Origin of the sequence: Bacillus sp. B1-b2, assembly GCF_009183415.1 — a bacterium.
Lineage (GTDB): Bacteria > Bacillota > Bacilli > Bacillales > Cytobacillaceae > Niallia.
In genome coordinates, this window is the sequence record NZ_WEHU01000020.1 from 1 (window position 1) to 22,059 (window position 22,059).

25 protein-coding genes, 1 tRNA gene and 1 rRNA gene are annotated in these 22,059 nt (G+C 33.5%); 12 read left to right on the forward strand and 15 right to left on the reverse strand.

Annotated elements, in window-relative coordinates; genetic code table 11:
- A 16S ribosomal RNA gene (locus F9279_RS17420) occupies positions 1 to 106 on the reverse strand; the annotation flags it as partial.
- 720 nt (positions 107 to 826) lie between these two features.
- Here F9279_RS17420 and F9279_RS17425 point away from each other — a divergent pair.
- On the forward strand, positions 827 to 1,513 hold the full coding sequence (locus F9279_RS17425) for an MgtC/SapB family protein (RefSeq protein WP_152115330.1): 687 nt from the start codon (positions 827 to 829) through the stop codon (positions 1,511 to 1,513).
- 142 nt (positions 1,514 to 1,655) lie between these two features.
- A tRNA-Ala gene (locus F9279_RS17430) sits at positions 1,656 to 1,728 on the forward strand.
- 49 nt (positions 1,729 to 1,777) lie between these two features.
- Here F9279_RS17430 and F9279_RS17435 read toward each other — a convergent pair.
- Positions 1,778 to 2,512 (reverse strand): class I SAM-dependent methyltransferase, encoded by a 735-nt coding sequence (locus tag F9279_RS17435; protein ID WP_152115332.1) that lies wholly within the window; start codon positions 2,510 to 2,512, stop codon positions 1,778 to 1,780.
- Positions 2,513 to 2,785: 273 nt separating this feature from the next.
- Between F9279_RS17435 and F9279_RS17440 the strand changes: the two genes are divergently transcribed.
- Both F9279_RS17440 and nspC read left to right on the forward strand, forming a co-directional pair.
- Complete coding sequence (locus tag F9279_RS17440; RefSeq protein WP_152115502.1) at positions 2,786 to 3,985, forward strand: saccharopine dehydrogenase family protein; 1,200 nt, start codon at positions 2,786 to 2,788, stop codon at positions 3,983 to 3,985.
- A 10-nt stretch (positions 3,986 to 3,995) separates the two neighbouring features.
- Complete coding sequence (gene nspC / locus F9279_RS17445) at positions 3,996 to 5,135, forward strand: carboxynorspermidine decarboxylase (RefSeq protein ID WP_152115334.1); 1,140 nt, start codon at positions 3,996 to 3,998, stop codon at positions 5,133 to 5,135.
- Between the two features lie 61 nt (positions 5,136 to 5,196).
- Here the strand turns inward: nspC and F9279_RS17450 are convergent, their stop codons facing one another.
- The gene (locus F9279_RS17450; RefSeq protein ID WP_152115504.1) at positions 5,197 to 5,397 is read right to left on the reverse strand and encodes a ChaB family protein; all 201 of its coding nucleotides are present in this window, start codon (positions 5,395 to 5,397) and stop codon (positions 5,197 to 5,199) included.
- Positions 5,398 to 5,538: 141 nt separating this feature from the next.
- The gene (tlp, locus tag F9279_RS17455) at positions 5,539 to 5,772 is read right to left on the reverse strand and encodes a small acid-soluble spore protein Tlp (protein ID WP_152115336.1); all 234 of its coding nucleotides are present in this window, start codon (positions 5,770 to 5,772) and stop codon (positions 5,539 to 5,541) included.
- Between the two features lie 130 nt (positions 5,773 to 5,902).
- Here tlp and F9279_RS17460 point away from each other — a divergent pair, with 130 nt between their 5' ends.
- On the forward strand, positions 5,903 to 6,286 hold the full coding sequence (locus F9279_RS17460; RefSeq protein WP_193224616.1) for a FlxA-like family protein: 384 nt from the start codon (positions 5,903 to 5,905) through the stop codon (positions 6,284 to 6,286).
- 123 nt (positions 6,287 to 6,409) lie between these two features.
- Here F9279_RS17460 and F9279_RS17465 read toward each other — a convergent pair whose 3' ends face one another.
- Positions 6,410 to 7,405: a zinc-dependent alcohol dehydrogenase family protein gene (locus F9279_RS17465; protein WP_152115340.1), complete on the reverse strand. Its 996-nt coding sequence runs from the start codon at positions 7,403 to 7,405 to the stop codon at positions 6,410 to 6,412.
- 169 nt (positions 7,406 to 7,574) lie between these two features.
- Between F9279_RS17465 and F9279_RS17470 the strand changes: the two genes are divergently transcribed.
- Positions 7,575 to 8,357 (forward strand): SDR family oxidoreductase, encoded by a 783-nt coding sequence (locus tag F9279_RS17470; protein ID WP_152115342.1) that lies wholly within the window; start codon positions 7,575 to 7,577, stop codon positions 8,355 to 8,357.
- Positions 8,358 to 8,449: 92 nt separating this feature from the next.
- Positions 8,450 to 9,193, forward strand: coding sequence for an NADPH-dependent oxidoreductase (locus tag F9279_RS17475; RefSeq protein WP_152115344.1), 744 nt, complete (start codon positions 8,450 to 8,452; stop codon positions 9,191 to 9,193).
- 83 nt (positions 9,194 to 9,276) lie between these two features.
- Here the strand turns inward: F9279_RS17475 and F9279_RS17480 are convergent, their stop codons facing one another.
- The 3 genes from F9279_RS17480 to F9279_RS17490 all read right to left on the reverse strand — a co-directional run bounded on the left by F9279_RS17480 (position 9,277) and on the right by F9279_RS17490 (position 11,665).
- A complete protein-coding gene (locus F9279_RS17480) occupies positions 9,277 to 10,509 on the reverse strand; it encodes a sensor histidine kinase (RefSeq protein WP_152115346.1) in 1,233 nt (410 codons plus the stop codon).
- A gap of 15 nt (positions 10,510 to 10,524) precedes the next feature.
- Entirely contained in the window at positions 10,525 to 11,196 is a 672-nt protein-coding gene (locus tag F9279_RS17485; protein WP_152115348.1) for a response regulator transcription factor, read from the reverse strand.
- Between the two features lie 124 nt (positions 11,197 to 11,320).
- Positions 11,321 to 11,665, reverse strand: a complete 345-nt coding sequence (locus F9279_RS17490; protein ID WP_226793666.1) for a hypothetical protein — start codon at positions 11,663 to 11,665, stop codon at positions 11,321 to 11,323.
- Between the two features lie 149 nt (positions 11,666 to 11,814).
- Between F9279_RS17490 and gsiB the strand changes: the two genes are divergently transcribed.
- Complete coding sequence (gsiB, locus tag F9279_RS17495) at positions 11,815 to 12,183, forward strand: glucose starvation-inducible protein GsiB (RefSeq protein ID WP_152115352.1); 369 nt, start codon at positions 11,815 to 11,817, stop codon at positions 12,181 to 12,183.
- A 125-nt stretch (positions 12,184 to 12,308) separates the two neighbouring features.
- On the opposite strand, the gene F9279_RS17500 is transcribed toward gsiB, so the two are convergent.
- Positions 12,309 to 12,920 (reverse strand): alpha/beta hydrolase, encoded by a 612-nt coding sequence (locus tag F9279_RS17500; RefSeq protein WP_193224621.1) that lies wholly within the window; start codon positions 12,918 to 12,920, stop codon positions 12,309 to 12,311.
- Between the two features lie 321 nt (positions 12,921 to 13,241).
- Between F9279_RS17500 and F9279_RS17505 the strand changes: the two genes are divergently transcribed.
- A complete protein-coding gene (locus tag F9279_RS17505; protein WP_152115355.1) occupies positions 13,242 to 14,147 on the forward strand; it encodes an HD domain-containing phosphohydrolase in 906 nt (301 codons plus the stop codon).
- Between the two features lie 15 nt (positions 14,148 to 14,162).
- Positions 14,163 to 14,345: a hypothetical protein gene (locus tag F9279_RS17510; protein WP_152115357.1), complete on the forward strand. Its 183-nt coding sequence runs from the start codon at positions 14,163 to 14,165 to the stop codon at positions 14,343 to 14,345.
- 64 nt (positions 14,346 to 14,409) lie between these two features.
- On the opposite strand, the gene F9279_RS25755 is transcribed toward F9279_RS17510, so the two are convergent.
- Both F9279_RS25755 and ade read right to left on the reverse strand, forming a co-directional pair.
- On the reverse strand, positions 14,410 to 14,562 hold the full coding sequence (locus tag F9279_RS25755; RefSeq protein WP_226793669.1) for a hypothetical protein: 153 nt from the start codon (positions 14,560 to 14,562) through the stop codon (positions 14,410 to 14,412).
- 307 nt (positions 14,563 to 14,869) lie between these two features.
- Positions 14,870 to 16,600: an adenine deaminase gene (gene ade / locus F9279_RS17515; protein WP_152115359.1), complete on the reverse strand. Its 1,731-nt coding sequence runs from the start codon at positions 16,598 to 16,600 to the stop codon at positions 14,870 to 14,872.
- A gap of 331 nt (positions 16,601 to 16,931) precedes the next feature.
- Here ade and F9279_RS17520 point away from each other — a divergent pair, with 331 nt between their 5' ends.
- Complete coding sequence (locus F9279_RS17520) at positions 16,932 to 17,504, forward strand: chromate transporter (protein WP_264298261.1); 573 nt, start codon at positions 16,932 to 16,934, stop codon at positions 17,502 to 17,504.
- Positions 17,501 to 18,040, forward strand: a complete 540-nt coding sequence (locus tag F9279_RS17525) for a chromate transporter (RefSeq protein ID WP_152115361.1) — start codon at positions 17,501 to 17,503, stop codon at positions 18,038 to 18,040. The genes F9279_RS17520 and F9279_RS17525 overlap by 4 nt, the downstream gene beginning before the upstream one ends.
- Before the next feature lie 226 nt (positions 18,041 to 18,266).
- Here F9279_RS17525 and F9279_RS17530 read toward each other — a convergent pair whose 3' ends face one another.
- From F9279_RS17530 to F9279_RS17545, 4 genes are read right to left on the reverse strand one after another with little or no spacing between them, the layout of a single operon-like run.
- Positions 18,267 to 18,827 (reverse strand): 5' nucleotidase, NT5C type, encoded by a 561-nt coding sequence (locus F9279_RS17530; RefSeq protein ID WP_152115363.1) that lies wholly within the window; start codon positions 18,825 to 18,827, stop codon positions 18,267 to 18,269.
- Positions 18,828 to 18,839: 12 nt separating this feature from the next.
- Complete coding sequence (locus F9279_RS17535; protein ID WP_152115365.1) at positions 18,840 to 19,952, reverse strand: FAD-dependent monooxygenase; 1,113 nt, start codon at positions 19,950 to 19,952, stop codon at positions 18,840 to 18,842.
- A gap of 24 nt (positions 19,953 to 19,976) precedes the next feature.
- Positions 19,977 to 21,071, reverse strand: coding sequence for a bifunctional diaminohydroxyphosphoribosylaminopyrimidine deaminase/5-amino-6-(5-phosphoribosylamino)uracil reductase RibD (gene ribD, locus F9279_RS17540; protein WP_152115367.1), 1,095 nt, complete (start codon positions 21,069 to 21,071; stop codon positions 19,977 to 19,979).
- 12 nt (positions 21,072 to 21,083) lie between these two features.
- Complete coding sequence (locus tag F9279_RS17545) at positions 21,084 to 21,827, reverse strand: GTP cyclohydrolase II (RefSeq protein WP_152115369.1); 744 nt, start codon at positions 21,825 to 21,827, stop codon at positions 21,084 to 21,086.
- Between the last annotated feature and the right edge of the window lie 232 nt (positions 21,828 to 22,059).

Below are 22,059 nucleotides of genomic sequence, written 5' to 3' on the forward strand. Positions count from 1 at the left end.
CCGTCCGCCGCTAACTTTAAAAGCAAGCTTTTAAAGTCCGCTCGACTTGCATGTATTAGGCACGCCGCCAGCGTTCGTCCTGAGCCAGGATCAAACTCTCCAATAAAGAGTAAGATTAGCTCAAATGCTAAACTCTAGCTTTTGTAATACTTGTTTCGTTCTATAAGAACGATTTATTGTTGACGTTTATTGTTCAGTTTTCAAGGAGCATTTCGTTTGTCGCCTTCGAGAAGCGACTTGATTATCATAACATTTGTTAACTTTGTTTGTCAACATGTTTTTTTGAGATAATTTTTCCGTCGTTTAGTTCAACGTTTTGTGTTGTTTCAGCGACGGATATAAATATAACAATAATTAAATCAAAGGTCAATACATTTTTAAAAAAATATTCCCCTCATTCTTCAACATACCAATAAATAGAAAGCATACCTTCTCTAACAGCTTACTTATTCAATAGTTCCAATAGATAATTATTAATAAGAACCTTTTTATCCCTTTCCATTATTCTTTCATATATAACCAAAGCTCTATCAAACTTATTCCTTCCTTAACAAAAAGAACATGCCTCCTAATTTATTTTTGATTGCTCTCCTTCTATATAAATAGCATCTTACTTCCATTATTCTTTTTTAAAATTATTAATAATAGGATTAGTAGGAAACAATAATTAAAATTGATTCATTATTTTAATTCAGATTTCATATTATTTTAGGAAATAAGTTTTTAATAATATGAAATAGGTTATATGAACATAATCGGATTCTTTTTCAGTTCCGTTTTAATCACGTGAGAAGAAATCATAATTAAAGCAGGGGATAACATTAATATGGAAATGGATTTTCTATTAAAACTAGGCATTTCTGCTGGGTTAGGACTAATTATTGGATTAGAAAGAGAAATTAAACGTAAACCAGTAGGACTAAAAACTAGTCTAGTTATAAGTATCGTAAGTTGTTTACTAACTATTATATCTATTGAAGCAGCATATAAGTTTCCAGGTAGCGATCAAGTAAATATTCAAATGGATCCATTACGATTGCCAGCTCAGATTGTCTCTGGAATTGGTTTCTTGGGAGCAGGTGTCATACTTCGTAGGGGGAACGACAGTATTTCAGGCTTAACTACAGCTGCATTAATATGGGGAGCAGGAGGAATTGGAATTGCTGTAGGTGCAGGATATTATATAGAAGCACTAACAGGAGTTACTCTCCTATTAATAAGTGTTAAATTCATCCCCTTTCTTATGAGTTTAATTGGACCACGTCAACTAAGAGAAAAAGAAATACGTGTTAAACTTAAATCTCATGAAAAAGAAAATGTCACCACTATTATTTCCGAGATAAGGAAATTAAAAACTGGTATTAAGCATCTCAGAATTAAAGATCTTGAAAATGGCGATCATTCTATATTACTCATTCTAATTGTCAATCAAAAAAGAGAAGTGACAGAGGTATATAGAGAAATATCCGAGATTAAAGGAGTAAGTGAAATTGAAATTGAAAGCATAGGTTAATTACCATGTACTTAATATAAATTCCCACATACCATTTAGTTAAATCTGATAAGCGAAAGAGAGATATCATTTTCGCTTATCACTACAAAAAACACAGCTTGAAAAATTTAACCATTCTTGTATAATAAATATATAGTAATATGGGGGCTTAGCTCAGCTGGGAGAGCGCTTGCATGGCATGCAAGAGGTCGTCGGTTCGATCCCGATAGTCTCCACTCATAGAAGAAGCACTTCAATATTGAAGTGCTTCTTCTATTTATATCACTATTGTTTGCTACATGAAAAGACAAGTACCAAGGGAATTCGTAATCGTCTATTATATTCATCCTCATTCGTGAAATACTCACGTTTAGGAACTCCTTCTCGTAAATGATTTATAGTAAACCCTACTTTAGTTAAAGTAGTAAAATATTGTTCTATTGTTCGATGGTACTTTACTACAATGCTCCCTATCCACGGCTCTTTTCTTTCACCTTCCATAAAGTAATCATCTACAATCCAATTTTCTCTTTTACTACCTGACTGTGTACTTAAAAAAGAAGAAGTAGTAAGTGGGTGTTGGACACTAAATATGAAGTTGCCATTTTCTTTAAGTGTAGTATGTATTTCGGAAAACAATGAAAAAATATCTGATACATAATGAATAGCCATTCTAGATGCTACAACATCATATCTATTTACTGGAAATTGATAACTCTCCATCGTGTCATGATGAATAAATCCATTTAAATTAGTTACATTATTTCTAGCTACATGCACCATTTTTTCCGATCCTTCTATGCCAACATAACTTCCTGCACCGTTGGTTAAAAGTTCTTTTCCGAAATGTCCATCTCCACAGCCTAAATCTAGTATATCTTTTCCTCGAAAATCTTTAAGTAAATCAAATATGATAGGACCCTCAATTGCATTATTAGGACTATCTTCTCTCTCTCTTCTACTTAAATAACGTAAGAGGAAATCTTCTTGGTCATAAGCACTTGACCCTCTATGTTCCATAAACGCTCTCCTCCTCATCTTCTTTTTACATATTCATCCATTATCATAACACACTAACAGAGTTTATTTTTTCTTCTGTCTTATACGACAACTTCCTCCCTAACCTTTCTCCAATTCTCCTTGTTTTTTTTGTTTTTTTGAGATAATAATAAGAAATAAGTAATTATTTTTATTTAAAAATTTATATTTTGTCGGATTATATGGATTATTTGTCGCACATTATGTATAATCAGCCTATTGAATTTTTTAGGTAGTATTAAGGAGGTTTTCATGTTGGGTAAAGCATTAATTATTGGTGCTGGTGGTGTTGCAAGCGTTGTAGCGCATAAATGCTGTCAAGTACCGGATGTATTCGAAGAAATTTGTATTGCTAGTAGAACTCTTTCCAAATGTGAAGCAATCAAAGATAAATTAGATGGTGGAAAAACTAAAGTATCAGTTGCGCAAGTTGATGCTGATAAAACAGAAGAAGTAATTGAATTAATCAATAGCTTTAAACCTGAATTAGTTATTAACGTAGCACTCCCTTACCAAGATTTAACAATTATGGACGCATGTCTTGCTACTGGTGTGCACTACTTAGATACTGCAAACTATGAGCCACCTGAAACAGCTAAGTTTGAATATAAATGGCAATGGGAGTACAAACAAAAATTTGAGGAAGCAGGCTTAACTGCTTTACTTGGTAGTGGTTTTGATCCAGGTGTAACTGGGGTTTTCACTGCATACGCACAAAAACATCATTTTGATGAAATTCATTATATTGATATTGTGGATGCAAACGGTGGAGATCATGGGTATCCATTTGCTACAAACTTTAACCCTGAAATCAATATTCGTGAGATAACAGCAAACGGAAGATATTGGGAAGAAGGGGAATGGGTAGAAACACCACCTCTTTCTGAGAAAAGAGAATATGATTTAGACCAAGTTGGTCCAAAAAACATTTACCTTTTATACCATGAAGAACTTGAATCCTTAGCAGTAAACATTAAAGGTCTTAAGAGAATTCGTTTTTGGATGACCTTCTCTGATAATTACTTAAATCACTTAAAGGTCCTAGAAAATGTTGGAATGACATCTATTGAACCTATTATGTATGAAGGAAAAGAAATTATTCCTTTACAATTCCTAAAGGAAATTCTTCCAGATCCAGCATCACTTGGACCTAGAACGAAAGGAAAAACAAATATTGGATGTATCATTCAAGGCGTTAAAGATGGTAAACCAAAATCTTATTACGTTTACAATATTTGTGATCACCAAGAATGCTATCGTGAAGTTGGCTCACAGGCAATTTCATACACAACTGGAGTTCCAGCAATGATAGGTGCAATGTTAATGATGAAAGGTGTTTGGAAAAAACCTGGCGTTTATAACGTAGAAGAATTTGATCCAGACCCATTTATGGACGCACTAAACAAACATGGTTTACCTTGGCAGGAGAACTTCTCTCCTACTCTTATAGATTGAGAGGAATCAAATGAAACAAATTGACTTTACAAAGGTTCCATCCCCATGTTATGTAGTGGATGAGCGTTTACTTACAAAAAATTTAGAAGTGCTAAATTCTGTTCAAGAGCGAACTGGAGCAAAAATCCTCCTAGCTCTTAAAGGATTTTCTATGCACTCTACTTTTCCCTTGGTTGGTAAATATCTAGCAGGTGTAACATCTAGTTCATTATTTGAAGCAAGATTAGGCTTCGAAAAAATGGGCAAAGAAGTACATGCATACGCACCTGCTTATGTGGATAGCGAATTTGATGAATTACTTCAATACACAGATCATATCGTATTTAATTCTTTCAACCAATGGAGTCGTTTTAAAGAGAAGGTACAAAATGCTGGCAAAAAGATAGAGGTTGGTCTTCGTATTAATCCTGAATACTCAGAAATAGAGACACAACTCTATAATCCATGTGCTCCATATTCTAGATTTGGAGTAACACTTGATAACTTTAAGCCGGGAGAATTAGACGGAATTGATGGACTTCATTTCCATACAATGTGTGAACAAAACTCCGACACATTGAAACGTACTATTGAAGTTGTCGACGCGAAATTTGGTGAACATTTGAAGAAAATGAAATGGATTAATTTTGGTGGAGGACATCATATTACTCGTCCTGACTATGATATCGAAACTCTAATTGAATCTATTCTTTTTATCAAAGAGAAATATGATATTGATGTATATCTAGAACCTGGAGAAGCTATTGCCCTTCATACTGGCTACTTAGTTTCAACAGTACTTGATATTGTTCACAATGGTATGGATATTGCTATCCTTGATACATCAGCAACATGTCATATGCCAGATGTTTTAGAAATGCCTTATCGTCCTATGATAATAGGGGCAGAAATGCCAGGGGAACAAGAATACACTTATAGACTTGGTGGTATGACCTGCCTAGCAGGAGATGTTATTGGAGATTATTCCTTCAAAGAACCTTTAAAACCAGGGGATAAAATAGTATTTACAGATATGGCTCACTATACAATGGTTAAAAATCATATGTTTAATGGCGTTAACTTACCTTCTATCGCATCTTACAATGAAGAAGAAGGCATTAAAGTTGTTAGACAGTTTGTCTTTGAAGACTATAGTAATAGACTTTCTTAAAAGAAAAGAACGCCAGTCATTTGACTAGCGTTCTTTTCTTTCCACCAAAAAACTAACTAAATTATGCTTTCTTCTCCCATTTCCCATCTTCATCTTTAGAATATGTCTTCTTTACAGCACTCCATGCTACTTTAAATGCAGTTTCTTCTTCCTCATACTCTTCTTCTGCAGAATTAAAGGCTTCTTTAAAGATTTCTTGTGCATGCTTCGGTAGGTAATCTTTTACTGTTTCAGGTAAATCATTAAGTGATTGGTATGGCATCATACAACCTCCTATTTTTCAAATTGTATTAGATTACATACCCTTCACCAAAAAGATCATAAACAAAAAGCCTTATATATGAAAAGGACATACAACAAAATCAGTCCTTTTACTTCTTAATTGGTCAGCAGTATAAATTTCTTATTGATACCCATTTTTTCTATCTGTAGCTTCATCTTTTATTTCTTCTCTAAAAGAATGGATAGAATCTTCTCTTCTACTATTTTTTTCTTTAATCATTTCTTTTTCTTCCGAACTTGCAAATTCCATTGTTTCTTCTGCTTTTTCTATATTTTCTAGTGTGTTTTGTACCATATCCTGTAATTTTTCTACATTATCTAAACGATCATCAGGGTTTGATTTATTATAGCTCATTTTATATCCTCCAACATATATGATGTGTTACCTATGTATTTTGGATGTCTTTCTTCCTTTTTATTCAGGAAACTAATAGGAATTCTTAAGTAAAAATTAAGGTTTCTTTAGTAGTATGATTTATTATTTAATGGAAGGGAAAGAAAAACGTATGATCAGTTCAATCTCAAGCAGCTCAACAAGCATTACTTCTAGTACAACAAGTAGTAGTTCATCAGATGTATCTATTCAGATAAAATCACTTGAAAGTCAGAAACAGCAATTAAAATCTCAGCAAACTCAAATTGAACAGAACAAGAATTTAAAAGAAGAGGAAAAAGAAAAACAGCTAGAGCAAATAAAAAAACAAATTTCTCAATTGGAAGAGCAAATTCAAGTACTTCAAAGCCAAAAGTCAGAATCTAGTAATCAAAGCTCTGTGTCTAAAATACAACAAGATAATGTCTCAATAAGTAAGGAAGCTTACTCATTATATAAAAACACTAAAACAGTAACTAGTGACTCAAGTAAATAATTTCATGAATATAGTATTTACATTTCAAATTAACAAAGGTTGATTGGCGTTTTTATTCGCTACAATCAACCTTTTGTTTTTCTAGATAACTTGCTACCTTTAGATAATACATACTTAATTATTCTACCATTTATTCACTAAGACAACCTTTCCAACCGCACTACCAGATGCTAAATAGTCATGTGCCTTTGCTACTTCTTCTATTGTGAATACTCGTTTATCTATTAATGGTTTTAATTTATTGTCTTCTGCAATAACTGATAATTCCTTTAATATAGCACCATGGTTGTCTCTTTTAGACTCATTTAATATCTTTAATAGCATAAAGGTTACATGAAGGGAAAGACCTTTGGCATGAAGAGGTGATAAATCATGTGTAGACCTTGCTGCAATATTTAATACTGTACCATTGATACTAGCTGCTTGAAAGGACTTGTCTAGATTATCACCACCAATTGTATCAAAAACGATTGGAAACCCCTCTCCGTTTGTATATTTTTGTACATATTCTTCCACCTTTTCTTCTTTATAGTTCAAGATGAAATTAGCTCCTAGTTTTTTTGCTATTTGTCCTTTTTCACCACTTGAAACAGTTGTATATATATCGGCACCAGCATATCTAGCTAGCTGTATAGCAATATGACCTACTCCTCCTGTTCCTCCGTGGATAAGAATTCTATCTGTCGATTTTAATTTCCCTCTCTCAAATAGTGCTTCCCATGCAGTAATTCCAACAAGAGGTAAAGCTGCCGCCTCTTCCATTGTAAGATTTTTAGGTTTTTTCGCTAATAAGCGTACATCTGCTAACATGTATTCTGCTAATGCTCCACCAGTTCCTTTAAAACCACCAGCACAACCGAACACTTCATCACCAACACAAAAATCCTTAACTCCTTCACCTACCTCTGCCACAACACCTGCTACATCACCATGTAGTACAGCAGGTAAACAAGGTGCTGCTGCTGGTACTGCACCACTTCGCACTTTGATATCAATAGGATTCACACTTGTTGCTGCTACTTCAATAAGAACATGGTTAGGCTTTAATGATGGTTTCTCTATCTCTTTTAATATAAATTCACTTGCTTCTCCAAATCCTTCTATTATCATCGCTTTCATTTATCTCAGCTCCTCTTCTCCATTGTACTAAAGTTCCAATTTTAGTCGAAGCAATAATTCTTACATCTTTATGAATTCTAATAGTACAGAAGGTTTCTTGTTAGTGCTTTATGGATATAAATATCATTAAGTACTTTACCATGCAAGAAACATAAGGAGGAGATTATACATGGAGGATTTAAAAGAAAAAGTAGCATTCATTACAGGAGCAGCATCTGGTATTGGCCAAGCTACTGCACATTCTCTTGCTTTAAAAGGCATGAAAATTGCTTTAGTAGATGTGAATAAAGAAAAACTAGAAGAAACGAAGTATTCTATTAATGAAAATGGGGGGAATGCTATTTCACTTCAAGCTAATGTTGCCGATCCTGAGTCTATTAATAATGCCATTAAAGCTACCATAGAAGAATGGAAAAGAATAGATACTGTATTCATTAACGCTGGAATTAACGGTGCCGTTTCCTCTATTGAAGACCTAACCCCATTAGAATGGGATACTACTATTGAGACAAATTTAAAAAGTACGTTCTTAACGGTTAAATATTCCATCCCTTATCTAAAGGAAAATGGTGGAAGTATTATTATTACAAGTAGTATTAATGGAAATAGAGTTTTTAAAAACTTTGGCATGTCTGCATACAGTACATCGAAAGCTGGACAAGTTGCCTTTGGAAAAATGGCAGCATTAGAATTAGCACAATTTAAAATCCGTGTAAATACAATTTGCCCTGGAGCTATTGACACAAATATTGAAAAAAATACCTTTAAAGATGAGAAGCACTTAGAAGAAATTATTATTCCAGTTGAGTATCCAGAAGGTAGTCAGCCATTGTCCCATGGATCTGGTAGTGCTAATCAAGTTGCTGATTTGGTTTGTTTTTTAAGCTCTGACTTGTCCAATCATATAACAGGTACAGAAATTTTTATTGATGGAGCAGAATCCTTACTATAAGGTGAGGAATTGATTATAAGCCACATATAAACAATCACATTGTAACTTATGCTAGAATTAAGTATTACTTATTGTTAAGGGGGAACAAGGTGATGAACGAGACAATAAAAACTTTAGCTAATCATCGCTCTTTCAGAAGCTATCAATATAAAGAGGTTACTATGGAGACGATTGAACAGATTATGCTAGCTGCACAATCAGCACCGTCATGGATTAACGGACAGCATGTTACAGCGATCCTTGTACAAGATGTAGAACGAAAAGATCGATTAGCGGAGTTATGCGGCAATCAAAAGCATATTAAAGAAGCACCAGTTTTTCTTGTGTTTTGTGCAGACTTCTATCGTGCTAACCTGGCTAGTAATTTAGAAGGTAAGGATTTTAAAGCTATTGAGGATATTGATACTCTTTTAGTTGCAGCTACAGATGTAGGATTAGCTATGCAAAACGCCATAACAGCAGCAGAATCTCTTGGACTTGGTACTGTACCTATCGGAGGTATTCGTAGAAATTCTCTGGAGGTAATTGAGTTTCTAAAATTACCAAAGTACGTTTTACCCATCTCAGGACTATGCCTTGGCTATCCAGAAGGAGATCCTGGTCTGAAACCACGTCTACCTTTACAAGCTATTTTACACGAGGAAAAATATGAACAAAACCAACAGCCCTTTTTAGAATCCTATAATCAAACCTACAAAGAATACTTAAAGGATAGAGGAGATAAAGAAGCCGATTGGACAGAGAGAATTGCTTCTTTTTATCATCAATCCTATTACCCAAGTAACGCAAAAAGTATTAAACAACAAGGATTTCTCTCTAAAGATATGAACCAATAATCATTTAGATTTCTCGATTATTAAAAATCCTAGCTTATTCTAATTGCTAAATATAGTAAGAATAAGCTAGGATTTTTAATTCTTTATTTTGGGAATGTAATTTCAAAAGAAGTTCCTTTACCTAGAATACTCTCCGCTTTAATAACTCCATCATGCTTCTCTACAATCCACTTAGCGATAGAAAGGCCTAAACCAGTTCCTTCTATGTTTGTTCTAGATTGTTCTACTTGATAAAATCGATTAAATATTTTAGATAAATCCTCTTTTGGTATACCCATTCCATTATCCTTTACTTCTATTACTACAGAGTTTGCCTTTTCTGTAGCTTGTAAAATAATTTCTCCACCCTCATCGGTAAATTTCATACTATTATCAACAAGAATAACAAGCATTTGATGAATTCTTTCCTTATCACCATTGAATGGAATTTGCTTTTTTGTCATGGAATAGATTTTTTTGCCTTGAAAGTCAGCAATATCTTCATATTGGAGCACTACTTCTTGTAATACTTCCTCAAGAGAAAACATAGTTTTTGTTATTTCTACCTGATTAGAATCTGATCGAGCTAATGTTAAAAGATTCGTAACAAGCTTACTTAAACGCCTTGTTTCTTTTGAAATGACAGAAATATCAACTGCTTTCTCCTGTACCGTTGCATCTGGCTCCCGAAATAATAAGTCAGTTCTTGATTGAATAACAGCAAGAGGGGTACGTATTTCATGAGAAGCATCCGAGACGAATTGTTGTTGAGCTTCCCAAGATCTCTGGATAGGCACTAACGCTCTCCCAGCTAACAAATAACCAGCTACTACCGCAAACAAGCTGCCTATTGCAACACCAATCGTCATTATCAAAATAAGTTGATGTAGCATACTTTCCTCTGAATCAATATTTCTAAGCAATTGAATGGTTTTTGTTTCTCCATCAATTTCAATAGTCGTGGAGATTGTTTGAAAAGTATATCCTTCTGAAGAAGTCCTTTTCTCTAGTTTATTTAATTCAATAGGACGAAATTGTTTCTCTTCACTCGTATAATCAATAATGGAATTTTCCATCATTCCTTCAATATGATCATCTTTATCCCATTGAATAAGATTTATTTGTGGTTCAAGCATTGGAGTACGATCAGAAGGAGTTCTCTCATTTCTTTCCAATACTAAGCTTATTTTCTTTATACCATTCAATAATGAATTATTAACTTCTCGGTAGGTTTGCTTTTCTGTATAATGATACACAGTAGAACCTAATACGATCATTAAAAGAATAAAAACAAGGGAGTTTAATATAGTAAGATTTATTCTAGTTTTACGAAACATGTTCCTTAATACTCCTTATACTTCCTTTAAAATGTAACCTACGCCTCTTACAGTCTGTATATCTTTGTGGTATTCAAAAGGCTCTAACTTTTTACGCAATTGATGGATAAAAACCTCCACAATGGCTATAGTTGTATCAGAATCAAATCCCCAAATACGATCAAACATTTGTTCTTTCGTTAAAATCTTACCATTATTTTGGATAAGGTACTCTAATAATTCATATTGTTTAATGGTTAATTTAATAGGTTCATTTTTCACTAGTACATCATTTTCTTTACCTGTAAGTACTATTTCTTTATATTTTAACCCCGCATCTAAATCAAGTGCTCCACTTCTTCTTAGAAGCGCTTTTATCCTTGCTAGTAACTCAGGTGCTTGAAACGGCTTAACTAGATAATCATCTCCACCATATTCCAAACCCTTTACTCGGTCTTCCAGTGAATCCTTAGCAGTTAAGAATAAGACAGGTGTATTTATCTTCTCTTTTCTAATTCGCTGTACAATTTCAAAACCATTCATATGTGGTAACATTACATCTAAAACAATTAAATCATATATATTTTGCTCAGCATAAAACATGCCATCCTCGCCATTATCTGCCGTATCAACCGTATACTCTGTTTCTAAGATGCTTTTTATGGATTCTAGTAAAGAAACATTATCTTCTACTACTAATAATTTCATCAGTTTTCTCCTTAACTACATTTCATTATATTTTATAGATGTTTAGAAAATTAAACAAGTCTATCCATATTTTAAATGGGTAGACTTAATTTTTCCTTAATGATGGAAGAATGCAAACTATCTGTTAAATGACTTCTGGTAAAAGAAAATAGTTACTCAATTTATCATTCACATGTGTTTGCCAGTGATCTAAGGGAATATTCAATTGTTTCAATACTTTATAAGCATGTACCCAAGCACTCATTTCTGCATTAACGCGATAAGACCAATCATTTAGCCAATAATCATGATCTAACTCTCCATTCCTAAAGTCGATTACATGACCAATTTCATGAGCCAACGCATATGTATTCTCTAAAGTAAACTCATAGGGAACGGTTATATGCATGTTTGTATTAAAACTAATTTTTTTCGTAGGATGATAAACCACACTACAACCTAAATCTTCTGCGACCTTAACAACCTTCATAAATTCATTTTCAGTTAGCATTCTAATAATCAAAATCCCCTTTACCAATAATTTCTATCTTTTTTTTATTTAGGACATGTTTATGTTATTAAAAATCGGCTATATAACAAATGTACAATTTATTAAAAATCTTTTAAGGAGTGATAACTATGGCAGACAACAAAATGAGTAGAGAAGAAGCAGGTAGAAAAGGCGGAAAAGCTACATCAAAAAATCACGATAAGGATTTTTATCAAGAAATTGGACAAAAAGGTGGAGAAGCCACTTCCAATAATCATGATAAAGAATTTTACCAAGAGATTGGTAAAAAAGGTGGAGAAACTACTTCAGAAAATCATGATAAGGAATACTACCAAGAAATCGGTAAAAAAGGTGGAGAAGCTACCTCTGATAATCATGACAAAGAATTTTACCAAGAAATCGGTAAAAAAGGCGGAGAAGCTACTTCCAATAACCATGACAAGGATTTCTATCAAGAAATTGGTCGAAAAGGTGGAAATTCCCGTAACGACGATTAAAAGTTAATGGAATATAGTTATAATTAAAATGACGAATGAATTGCTAGAAGAGTCTGGTTTCCACTTATTACTGGTAACCAGACTCTTCTTTATTATACGAGAAAACAACCTTTTATTCAAAAATATTATAACATTTTCTCCTGGAACCATTTTCCTGCTTCTTCTACTTCACTTCTAGTGAGTTGATGGCCATAATTTTCATAATGCACCTTAACAGCTGCTCCAGCACTTCTTAACAATTCCTCTAGCTCTTCTGTTTCCGAAACTGGACAAATAGGATCATTCTTACCTGCAGCGATAAAGACTGATAACTCATCCATTGAAGGTAGAGCTACTCCTCTTCTTGGAACCATTGGATGATGAAGCATTGCTCCTTTTAAACTATTCTCATAATGAAAAAGTAAACTAGCTGCAATATTAGCTCCATTGGAATATCCTATTGCTACTATATTCTTTCGATCAAAATCATATTCTTCTGCCGCATTATTCAAGAATTCATTTAGCTCTTTAGTTCGATAAATTAAATCTTCTTCATCAAATATTCCTTCTGACAATCTGCGGAAAAATCTTGGCATGCCATTTTCTAATACATTACCGCGTACACTTAAAATAGAGCAAGCAGGATCTATTAATTCAGCAAGAGGCAACAAATCATGCTCCGTTCCTCCCGTACCATGTAATAACAAGAAAATCGGCTTCGTTAAATCAGTACCTTTTTTAAAAATATGTTGCATCATCATTTCCCCTTCCTACCTTAAATAGATAAATTGAATATATTTAATGTTTTATCTTGAATTCGAGATAATAATACTATTTTAAAAGCTTTAAGTCAAGGAGTAGATTCTCTTGGAACATTATCCAAAAAAATCTATTATTTCCTATTATTTTCTGCTAGAATAATATTTGTAAATAATCATTACTCTCTCTTTTTTCATGCCCAAATTTTAATAGTATTTACCTATTACAATTACCTTAACTTTGAATTAAAATAACTATGATTAGATTCTTTTCTTTATGAATCTTTTTTGTTTTTTTAATACACGAGAGAGGGAAAAAAAGTGGGGATTATTAATATAGGGGATTTTATAGAAACCGTTCATTTTAAGGGACTTCAAATATCCTTAATGGCTTCAGGTGATGGCACCGAAGTTATCTATCATAAGTTACAACCAGAATCTAGTTGGGCAATGGGACCAGAGGAAGATTGGACTGGTTTAGAGTTTTTATATGTTCTATCTGGAACACTCATTTATCATACAGATAAAGAAACAATCACTTTGACATCTGGACAAGCCTTTTCAGCTGCTCCAATAAGAAGATACACTAACTTTCAATCTGTCGGAGTTAGTGAATTTATATATGTTTCTAGTCAACCAGTATTTCATCATTATAGTCATTTAACTAAAGATCTTTTAGACTTAGCCATCTCTATTGAAGAGAAAGATGGCTATACAGTTGATCATTGTGAAAGAATTAAGCACTACTCCATGTTGGTTGGTAAGGCTTTAGAATTAAGTACAAAGCAAATTACACTTTTAAATTTAGCTTCTTTCTTCCATGATGTAGGAAAAGTTAGAGTTCCTCTTGAAATTCTCCAAAAACCAGGAAAGTTAACTTCTGAGGAATGGGCAGTAATGAAAAAGCATCCTACCTTTGGAAGGCAATTGTTAGAAGAGACACATATCCCGCTCCTTACAGATATTGGTCTAATAGTGGAGCAGCATCATGAACGTTACGATGGGAAGGGGTATCCCAATTGCTTACAGAGAGAGCAAATCTCTATAGAAGCTAGTATTATTTCAGTCGTAGATTCATTTGATGCGATGACAACTGAAAGAGTTTACAAAAAAGGAATGCCACCTGAAAAGGCATTTGAAGAAATCATTAATAATAAGGGTACTATGTATCATCCATTAGTTGTTGATACTTTTATAGCATTAAAAGAAGATATTTTAAATTATTGAAAAGGGGTCAAACACATGAAGAAATTAGTATGGAGCTTTTTAGCAGTATTATTGATTACATCTGTTCAAGTGACAGCTACAGATGCAGCTGTTTTATCAAATACAAAGGAAGAAGTTAAAACACTAGCAATCAGCGAACAATCTTCCAATAATGTATTCCAAATTAGAAAAATTGTACCACCAATTCCTCAAGCATAATTATTCATAAAGCATCATTTGGATGAACATTATCCTTATGATGCTTTTTTTAATTATATGCTGTTTACCGTATATGAACCAATATCTTAATCCACCCAAGAAGTGAAATCCAGAGTGGTACACTAAGGACAATACCCCATTTTAACCCATTAAAAAAATTTGTTTGTTCCTCCATCATATCCACTCCTTTTACTAAGTAGATCTTTGTATATTTCATTATAACAGATTAGGAAAACGCTTTCATTATCTTTATTTATTGTAAGATGTATTGATGAATACGATATGTTTTAATAATATTATTAACTTATTCTTGTATTTTAAACATCTATATTTTTATTAATATTATTTTATGAGTACTGTTTGTATTTTGACATAAAAAAAGGCCCGAAAAAAATTTTTCGGGCAAAAATCTATTTTAAGAGGGGAAACTCTTAACATGTTTATATAATAACGAGTAATTATGAACAAATGATGAACAAATCATTAAAATTTAAATAAAATGTTTTTTTAGTTACGCTTATACATTATGTTGCTTCTATCCCAATATAAGAGAAGGAAGCAAAATTAAATAAACCCTTATCAGTTAATTTTAATGTAGGTATCACTGTTAAAGATAAAAAAGATAGAGTTAAAAATGGATTAAATTCTAAACTACCTTTTAACCGTTTAACTCTCTCATTAAGTTCTTTCATTTCTTCATATAAAGTTAAGTAAGACTGATCTGAGATTAATCCAGCAATTGGTAAAGATAATTGAGCAATAATTTCCCCTTCTGCTACTACAACAATTCCCCCTTCTATCTCTTTTAACCTCTTTATAGCAAGTAAGATATCTTTATCGTTGGTACCTACCGATACTATATTATGGGAATCATGGGAGATAGTTGTTGCAATTGCTCCTCTTTGAATACCAAATCCTTTTACGATAGCTTTTCCTATATTACCCGTTTGATGATGCCTTTCTACTACTATTAATTTCAATTGATCTTTTTCAACAGATGGTACAAAGTAGCCATTTTCCAAATTTACCGATTCTATTGTACTATTTGTCACAATACTATTTGGGATTATTTCTATTAAGTGACAGAAGTTAGACTGTAATGGAACTAGTAAATCCTCTATCTCCAATTCAGCACTATTTATTAATGGTATTCTACTATCCTTATAATCATGTATAACCATTTTTTCTAATAGCAGCTTCCTATCTTTAACAATCCAATCACCATTTTTAAACACAGAATGCACGCTAAACTCTTCTAAGTTCTCTACAAAAAGAAAATCAGCTTTATATCCTGGTGCAATAGCGCCAATATCATCTAACTTATAACACTCTGCACTATTAATGGTAGCCATTTGAATCGCCGTTATTGGATCTAGCCCTTCCTTGATCGCTAACCTAATACAATGATCCACGCTTCCCTCTTCTACCAAATCATTAATTAATTTATCATCCGTTACAAATAAACATCTTCTTGCGTTTCTTTCTGTAACGATGGGTAGTAATGCTTTCAAGTCTTTCGCTACAGTACCCTCTCTTATCATTAAGTACATGCCTAAATCTAATCGATCCTTAGCTTCTTGAATAGTTGTTGCTTCATGGTCATTACGAATATCTGCTGCTGCATATACATTCAGTTTCTCTCTTTCTATACCCGCAGCATGACCATCAATAAGACGGTTATGTTGTTTCGCAGAAAGAAGTTTATTCATCATATCGGGTGTCGTGTGATAGACAGAAGGATAATCCATGACTTCTGCTAACCCTAACACTCTTTCATGGTTGTAAAATCCCTCTAAATCCTCTGAATAAAGGTTTGCTCCATTGGAATCCTTAGGAACTGCAGGTACACAGGATGGGAGCATAACTTTTATATCTAGTGGCAAGCCTTCCGATTTTTCTAGCATATACTGAATTCCCTCTACTCCAGCCACATTAGCTATTTCATGAGGATCTGTTACAACAGTTGTTACTCCATGTAATAAAGACACTTTAGCAAATTCTTGAGGAGTCAGCATGCTACTTTCAATATGTACATGACCATCAATTAAGCCAGGAATGACAAATTTCCCTTTAGCATCTATAACATTGCTTCCACTATACTTTCCTATCCCTGCAATATAATGATCAGCAATAGCTATGTCTTCTTCCATTATTTCGCCTGTAAATACATTAACAATCTTCGCATTTCTTATGATAAGGTCTGGTTGAATTTGTTTTCCTGCAACTTTTATGCGTTTTATTAATTTATCTTTCATTCTGCCACCCTCTTTTTTTCAAAATATTCAGTATTTATGTTTTAGCATCAATGTACTATCTTTTTTTATTTTGATCTTCTTTACAGAAGGTGAATAAACACAAGATCTTAACAAAAATTATGTATATAGAGTATGGAGAAATGCATATTTTTATTATTTTAATATAAATAGAAGTAAATTACAATTTATTATTTGTGAAAATATCTCCTTACTTTTTGTAGATATTTTTCATTTTGCTCCTAAATTCAGCTACAAAAAGATGGTATCATAGTAGGTATTATAACTATCTTTACCTTGGATTGTTATAAGATGGTGAGAGAGGAGAATTTTTTTGTATAAAGAATTAATTATAGCGATGCTTCGTTCTGGGTTATTCGGATTTGGTGGTGGTCCATCTGTTATTCCTTTAATTAGATACGAAGCTGTTACGAAATTTAAATGGCTTGACAATGAGGAATTTGGAGAGGTTTTAGCGATAGCGAATACTTTACCTGGTCCCATTGCTACCAAAATGGCGGCTTATTTAGGCTATCGCCAAAAAGGAAGTATCGGTGCCATTGTAGGTGTATTAGCACATATTTTACCAACTTGTTTAGCCATGGTTTTCTTATTCTCTTTTATTACCTATCTAAGTCATTCTACTATCATAACAAGTATGATTTCTGCAGTAGTACCTGTGATCGCTGTTATGCTTGGATTAATGGCATATGAGTTCGGAGAAAAGGCAATAAAGGGATTAGGGATATATGTAGGAATTGGGTTAACGGTCGTGTGCATAATTCTGCTACAGGGGTTATCTATTCATCCAGGAATTGTGGTCCTTATTTTTCTTACTTATGGAGCTTTCCATTTTAAAATAAAAAATAAACTATCAAAGAAAAAAGAAAGAGGCCATTCATCATGATAATTGTTAGTATATTTTTAAGCTTCCTAGTAGCAAATATTCTTGGTTATGGTGGTGGACCTGCTTCTATTCCTTTAATGTATGAAGAAATAGTCAATCGTTATAATTGGTTGTCGAATACAGAGTTCTCTAATATGCTAGCACTAGGAAATGCCTTACCAGGACCAATAGCAACTAAAATTGCTGCATATGTAGGTTTTGGTGTAGGTGGAACAACTGGGTTTATTGTAGCCTTAATTGCAACAGTTGTCCCTTCCGCTATTGCTTTAATTTTATTAATAAAGGTAATGAGTAAACATAAGGATTCTTCCATTGTTAAAGGTATGACCATATTAGTTCAGCCAGTTATCACGGCTTTAATGCTTGTGCTAACATTTGAAATGTTCCAAGACTCCTATCATTCAATGGGGATTTTCCAATCTCTAATCATTGCATTAGTTGCCTTTCTTTTACTGCAAAAATGGAAAATACACCCGGCATTTGTTGTCCTGCTTGCATTTTTATATGGCGGCCTAATCATACCACACTTTAGCTAATCGGTTTATTTACATATAGATAATCAAAAAGCATGTTATTAGCAATCTAATAACATGCTTCAGCTTGTTTTGAAAGTAGTGATTTAGGGAGATTTAACAGTAATTTTATGCAGCTGATTGTAGTGGGTCCTGGTCACTATAACCAAAGGCCGAAGCAGCTCAGCGCGAGCCCCTACCCCTGTATCGGAAATCAGCCCCCTATTCACTCTTGAATCTCTTTTAGCTCTTATTTTATAAGCTGTCTTAATTCAGACCAATTATTTATTCTATTCCAATTATACGCTTTATTATATGATTGATTTCTTACAAAGAATTGTACTGGGATATCTTGCAAGGTTTCTAGAACAGCTGGCTTATCATCAAAATAGTAATCTAGCTTTAGCTCATGAATAATAGGTAGCTTTTCGTGATCCTCCATTCCGCAGTAAAAATGATTGTCTTGTATAGGAAAACCAGCATCCTTCATCCATTGCTTTGTTTGCTCTGCAAATTCTTTCTTACGTGCAGTAATATAGTACACTTCATGTCCACTATCAACTAACTCATTAAGTATCTCAACAGCAAAAGGGAAAGGTGGACATTCCTTAAAGTAAATATCTTCTCTCAAGGAATTCCATAGTTTCTTTCCTTCTTCCCTCGTTAAACCAAAAGGTTCGTGAATCTCTACTGTTTCTAGATTTTGAAAAACACTAATATCAATTTTCTTATTAAGCATTTCATTATAAAGATGAAAAGCATATTCTCTTAAATTTATTAATGTATCATCTATATCAAAACCAAATCTCATGGAAACCTCCTATTACATACCAACTTTCTCTCGATTATCAAACAAGAAATGATTCTTAAAGTTTGCTTCTCTTTGCAATTGTTCCATTTGTATAGCATCAACCTTGGACATTCGCCTTTCTTCATACCGCTTAAGTGTTCTAATATCCTGTTTATTAGAAATGATGTCTGGAATAATCTTTGCCAATACTTCTGCATCTTTCAAAGCACTATTTAATCCAAATGCACCAGTTGGACTCATCGTATGCGCAGCATCTCCTAATAACACAACATTATCTTGCACCCAAGTTGAGCTTTTAGAACTAACTACTTTAAGCAGAACAAAGTCTTTCCATGATTGAATATGTTTCCTAACAGTTTGTTCTAACTCTGGTACTTCTCCCACTAGGGTTTGAATAAATGGTTGAAAAGACTCTTTTCGAATAGATGAGAAACTATTTTCAGGAATATTCCATCCAATTTGAATATAATTTCCATACTGTGTAAAAAGAGCTAGTTGTTGATCTTTCGCTAGCACCATTTTAATAGTAGGTCTCCAATTGGCTGGAGCTGGAACTCTTGCCCATAATAAATCATATCCATGACTTATAGAAGTAACAGGGAAATTCGCTTTCTTCCTAATAGTAGAAAAGCGTCCATCTGCTCCAACAATAATTCTACTTCGAATTTCTGTTTTTACTCCATTCATTAAAACTATTACACTAGTTGATTCTTTGTTTTCGAAAGAGAGAATGTCCATTACTCTACTGTTCAAAAAAAGTTGAAAAGTAGGTACACGCTTTGCCTCATCTAGAATAACCTTTAATAAATGGCTCTGAGGAACATGGATTCCAGTATGTGTTAGTCCCTTGTCAGGAAATACTTTTTTTATGGTTCTTCCCTTTTGCACATACTCTACTTCTTCCATAGGTAAAAGACCCATTTTTTGTAAAGAAGCATACAAGCCAGCTTCTTCTAATATTTCTTTTCCTTCTTGATTTAAGTGCTCGCCTCGAAACTCTTTATTAATTGATTCATGGCGTTCTAATAATACGGTAGAAACACCTGCACGTGCTAGCAACAGACCAAGTAATGCACCCCCTGGCCCCGCACCTACTATACATACATCTGTATCTAGTACCGTCATACTCTCCATCTTCTTTCACACATGCTATTTTTCTGGATATGCTGTTATTTTAATATCAGGACCAACCATTTCGGTTTTTGTAAAAATCAATGGCACAGATTCATTAATATCCTCAATATCCTTCCCTCTAAACGGGGTATATGAATTAGCGCCTCCTGCTAGTTTAGGTGCAATATACACTATATACTTTTGAATAAATCCTTGACGCATAAAACTGGCATTCACATCACTGCCGCCTTCTAATAAAATATCTGTTATGCCTTTTTCATATAGCTGTTTAAGCATATCGTCAAGATTAAGTTTTCCCTCATGAGAGCTTACTCGAAGTATTTCTACGCCTTTTTCTTCTAACTCCAAGGCTTTATTTTGGTCAGAATTCATACTAGTTATAATAATAGTACGAGCATCGTGACAATGTGTAATATTAGCATGAAGAGGAGTTCTAAGGTTAGAATCCAATATAATTCTTATTGGATTCTTAGAAGGTTTATCTAATCTAGTTGTTAATCTCGGATTATCAGCTAATACAGTGCCAACCCCCACCAAAATAGCATCAACATCATTTCTCAATAGATGAACTTCTTTTCGTGCAGCTTCGCTCGTAATCCATTGACTATGACCATTATATGTTGCTATCTTCCCATCTAGTGTCATCGCAACTTTAGAAATAACAAAAGGTTTTTCATGAATCATATTATGAATAAATCGTTCATTTAAACTTTGGGCTTCCTTTTTCAGTATCCCAACTTCTACTTCAATACCTGATTCTCTTATTATATTTATCCCTCTCCCTGCAACCATAGGATTAGGATCTTCTGTCGCAACTACTACTCTTTTTACTCCTGACTTGCTAACAAGTAATGCACAAGGAGGTGTTTTTCCGTAATGAGAACAAGGCTCTAATGTTACATACAGTGTAGCACCTTTAGCATGATCACCTGCCATGTTAAAGGCATGAACTTCTGCATGCGGTTCTCCTGCCTTGCGATGGAGTCCCGATCCAACAATCATTCCATCCTTTACAAGTACAGCGCCTACCACAGGATTAGGATTCGTTTTTCCTAATGCTGAGGCAGCAAGATCTAAAGCCATTTTCATAAAATCTTGATCTTGTTTCATTCTATTCACCCCTTATATGGTTAGTGGTTCTTCTTTCAATGGGATATGACCAGATTTCTTCACTTTCGTTTCTAGGTAGCCCTCATTAAAAATAGATACATCTCCCCATAATGGAACATTCTCATCTGCGGCTAAGCCAAGCTCTTGTAATGCTTTTAATTTTTTAGGATTGTTAGTAATTAACTTTACTTCCTTTATACGAAGTGCTTGTAATACTCTAATAGGTGCACCGTAGCTTCTAATATCATCAGGAAAGTCTAAAGCGTTATTTGCTTCCACTGTATCAAACCCTTGTTCTTGTAGGAGATAAGCAAGTGATTTTGTAAATAAGCCAATTCCTCTTCCTTCATGGTTAGCTAGATAGAATAATGCTCCGCTACCATTTTTCACAATCATACGCATGGATTCTTTCAATTGAAAGCCACAATCACATCTTTTACTTCCAAATATATCTCCTGTATGACAAATACTATGCATACGTATTAGTGTCTCTTCTGCATTTTTAAAGTCACCATAAACAAGAACAGAAGATTGCTGATAATCTGCTAAATGTAAAGATGGTAAAGATTGAAGCAATTCTTCCTTCGTTTTTGTTTTATCTATTTCAAGCCATGTATACCATTGGAAGGTTACTACTTCCTCGTCTAACTGCACGGGTAGTTTTATGGGACCAACCAAACTTAAATTTTGTTCTTCATTATAAGAAATAATTTGTATTTTATCTTGAAGAAGATTGATTACATTTTGTTCCATTATAAAATCTCCTTTATACGTTTACTGTACTTACACATTATTTATAATAGTTAACTTACTATATGTAAGTAAGTTTATTATGATAATGAAATAACGTCAAGTAATGCGTTTGCTCCGATATTTTATTGATAATTCTCATTGAATTACTCACCTTTAGTTAGCTTAATGACTAATTAAGTGATAATAGTTATCATAAATCAAAAATGGCCTTAGTACAATCTCCTAAAAATACCCT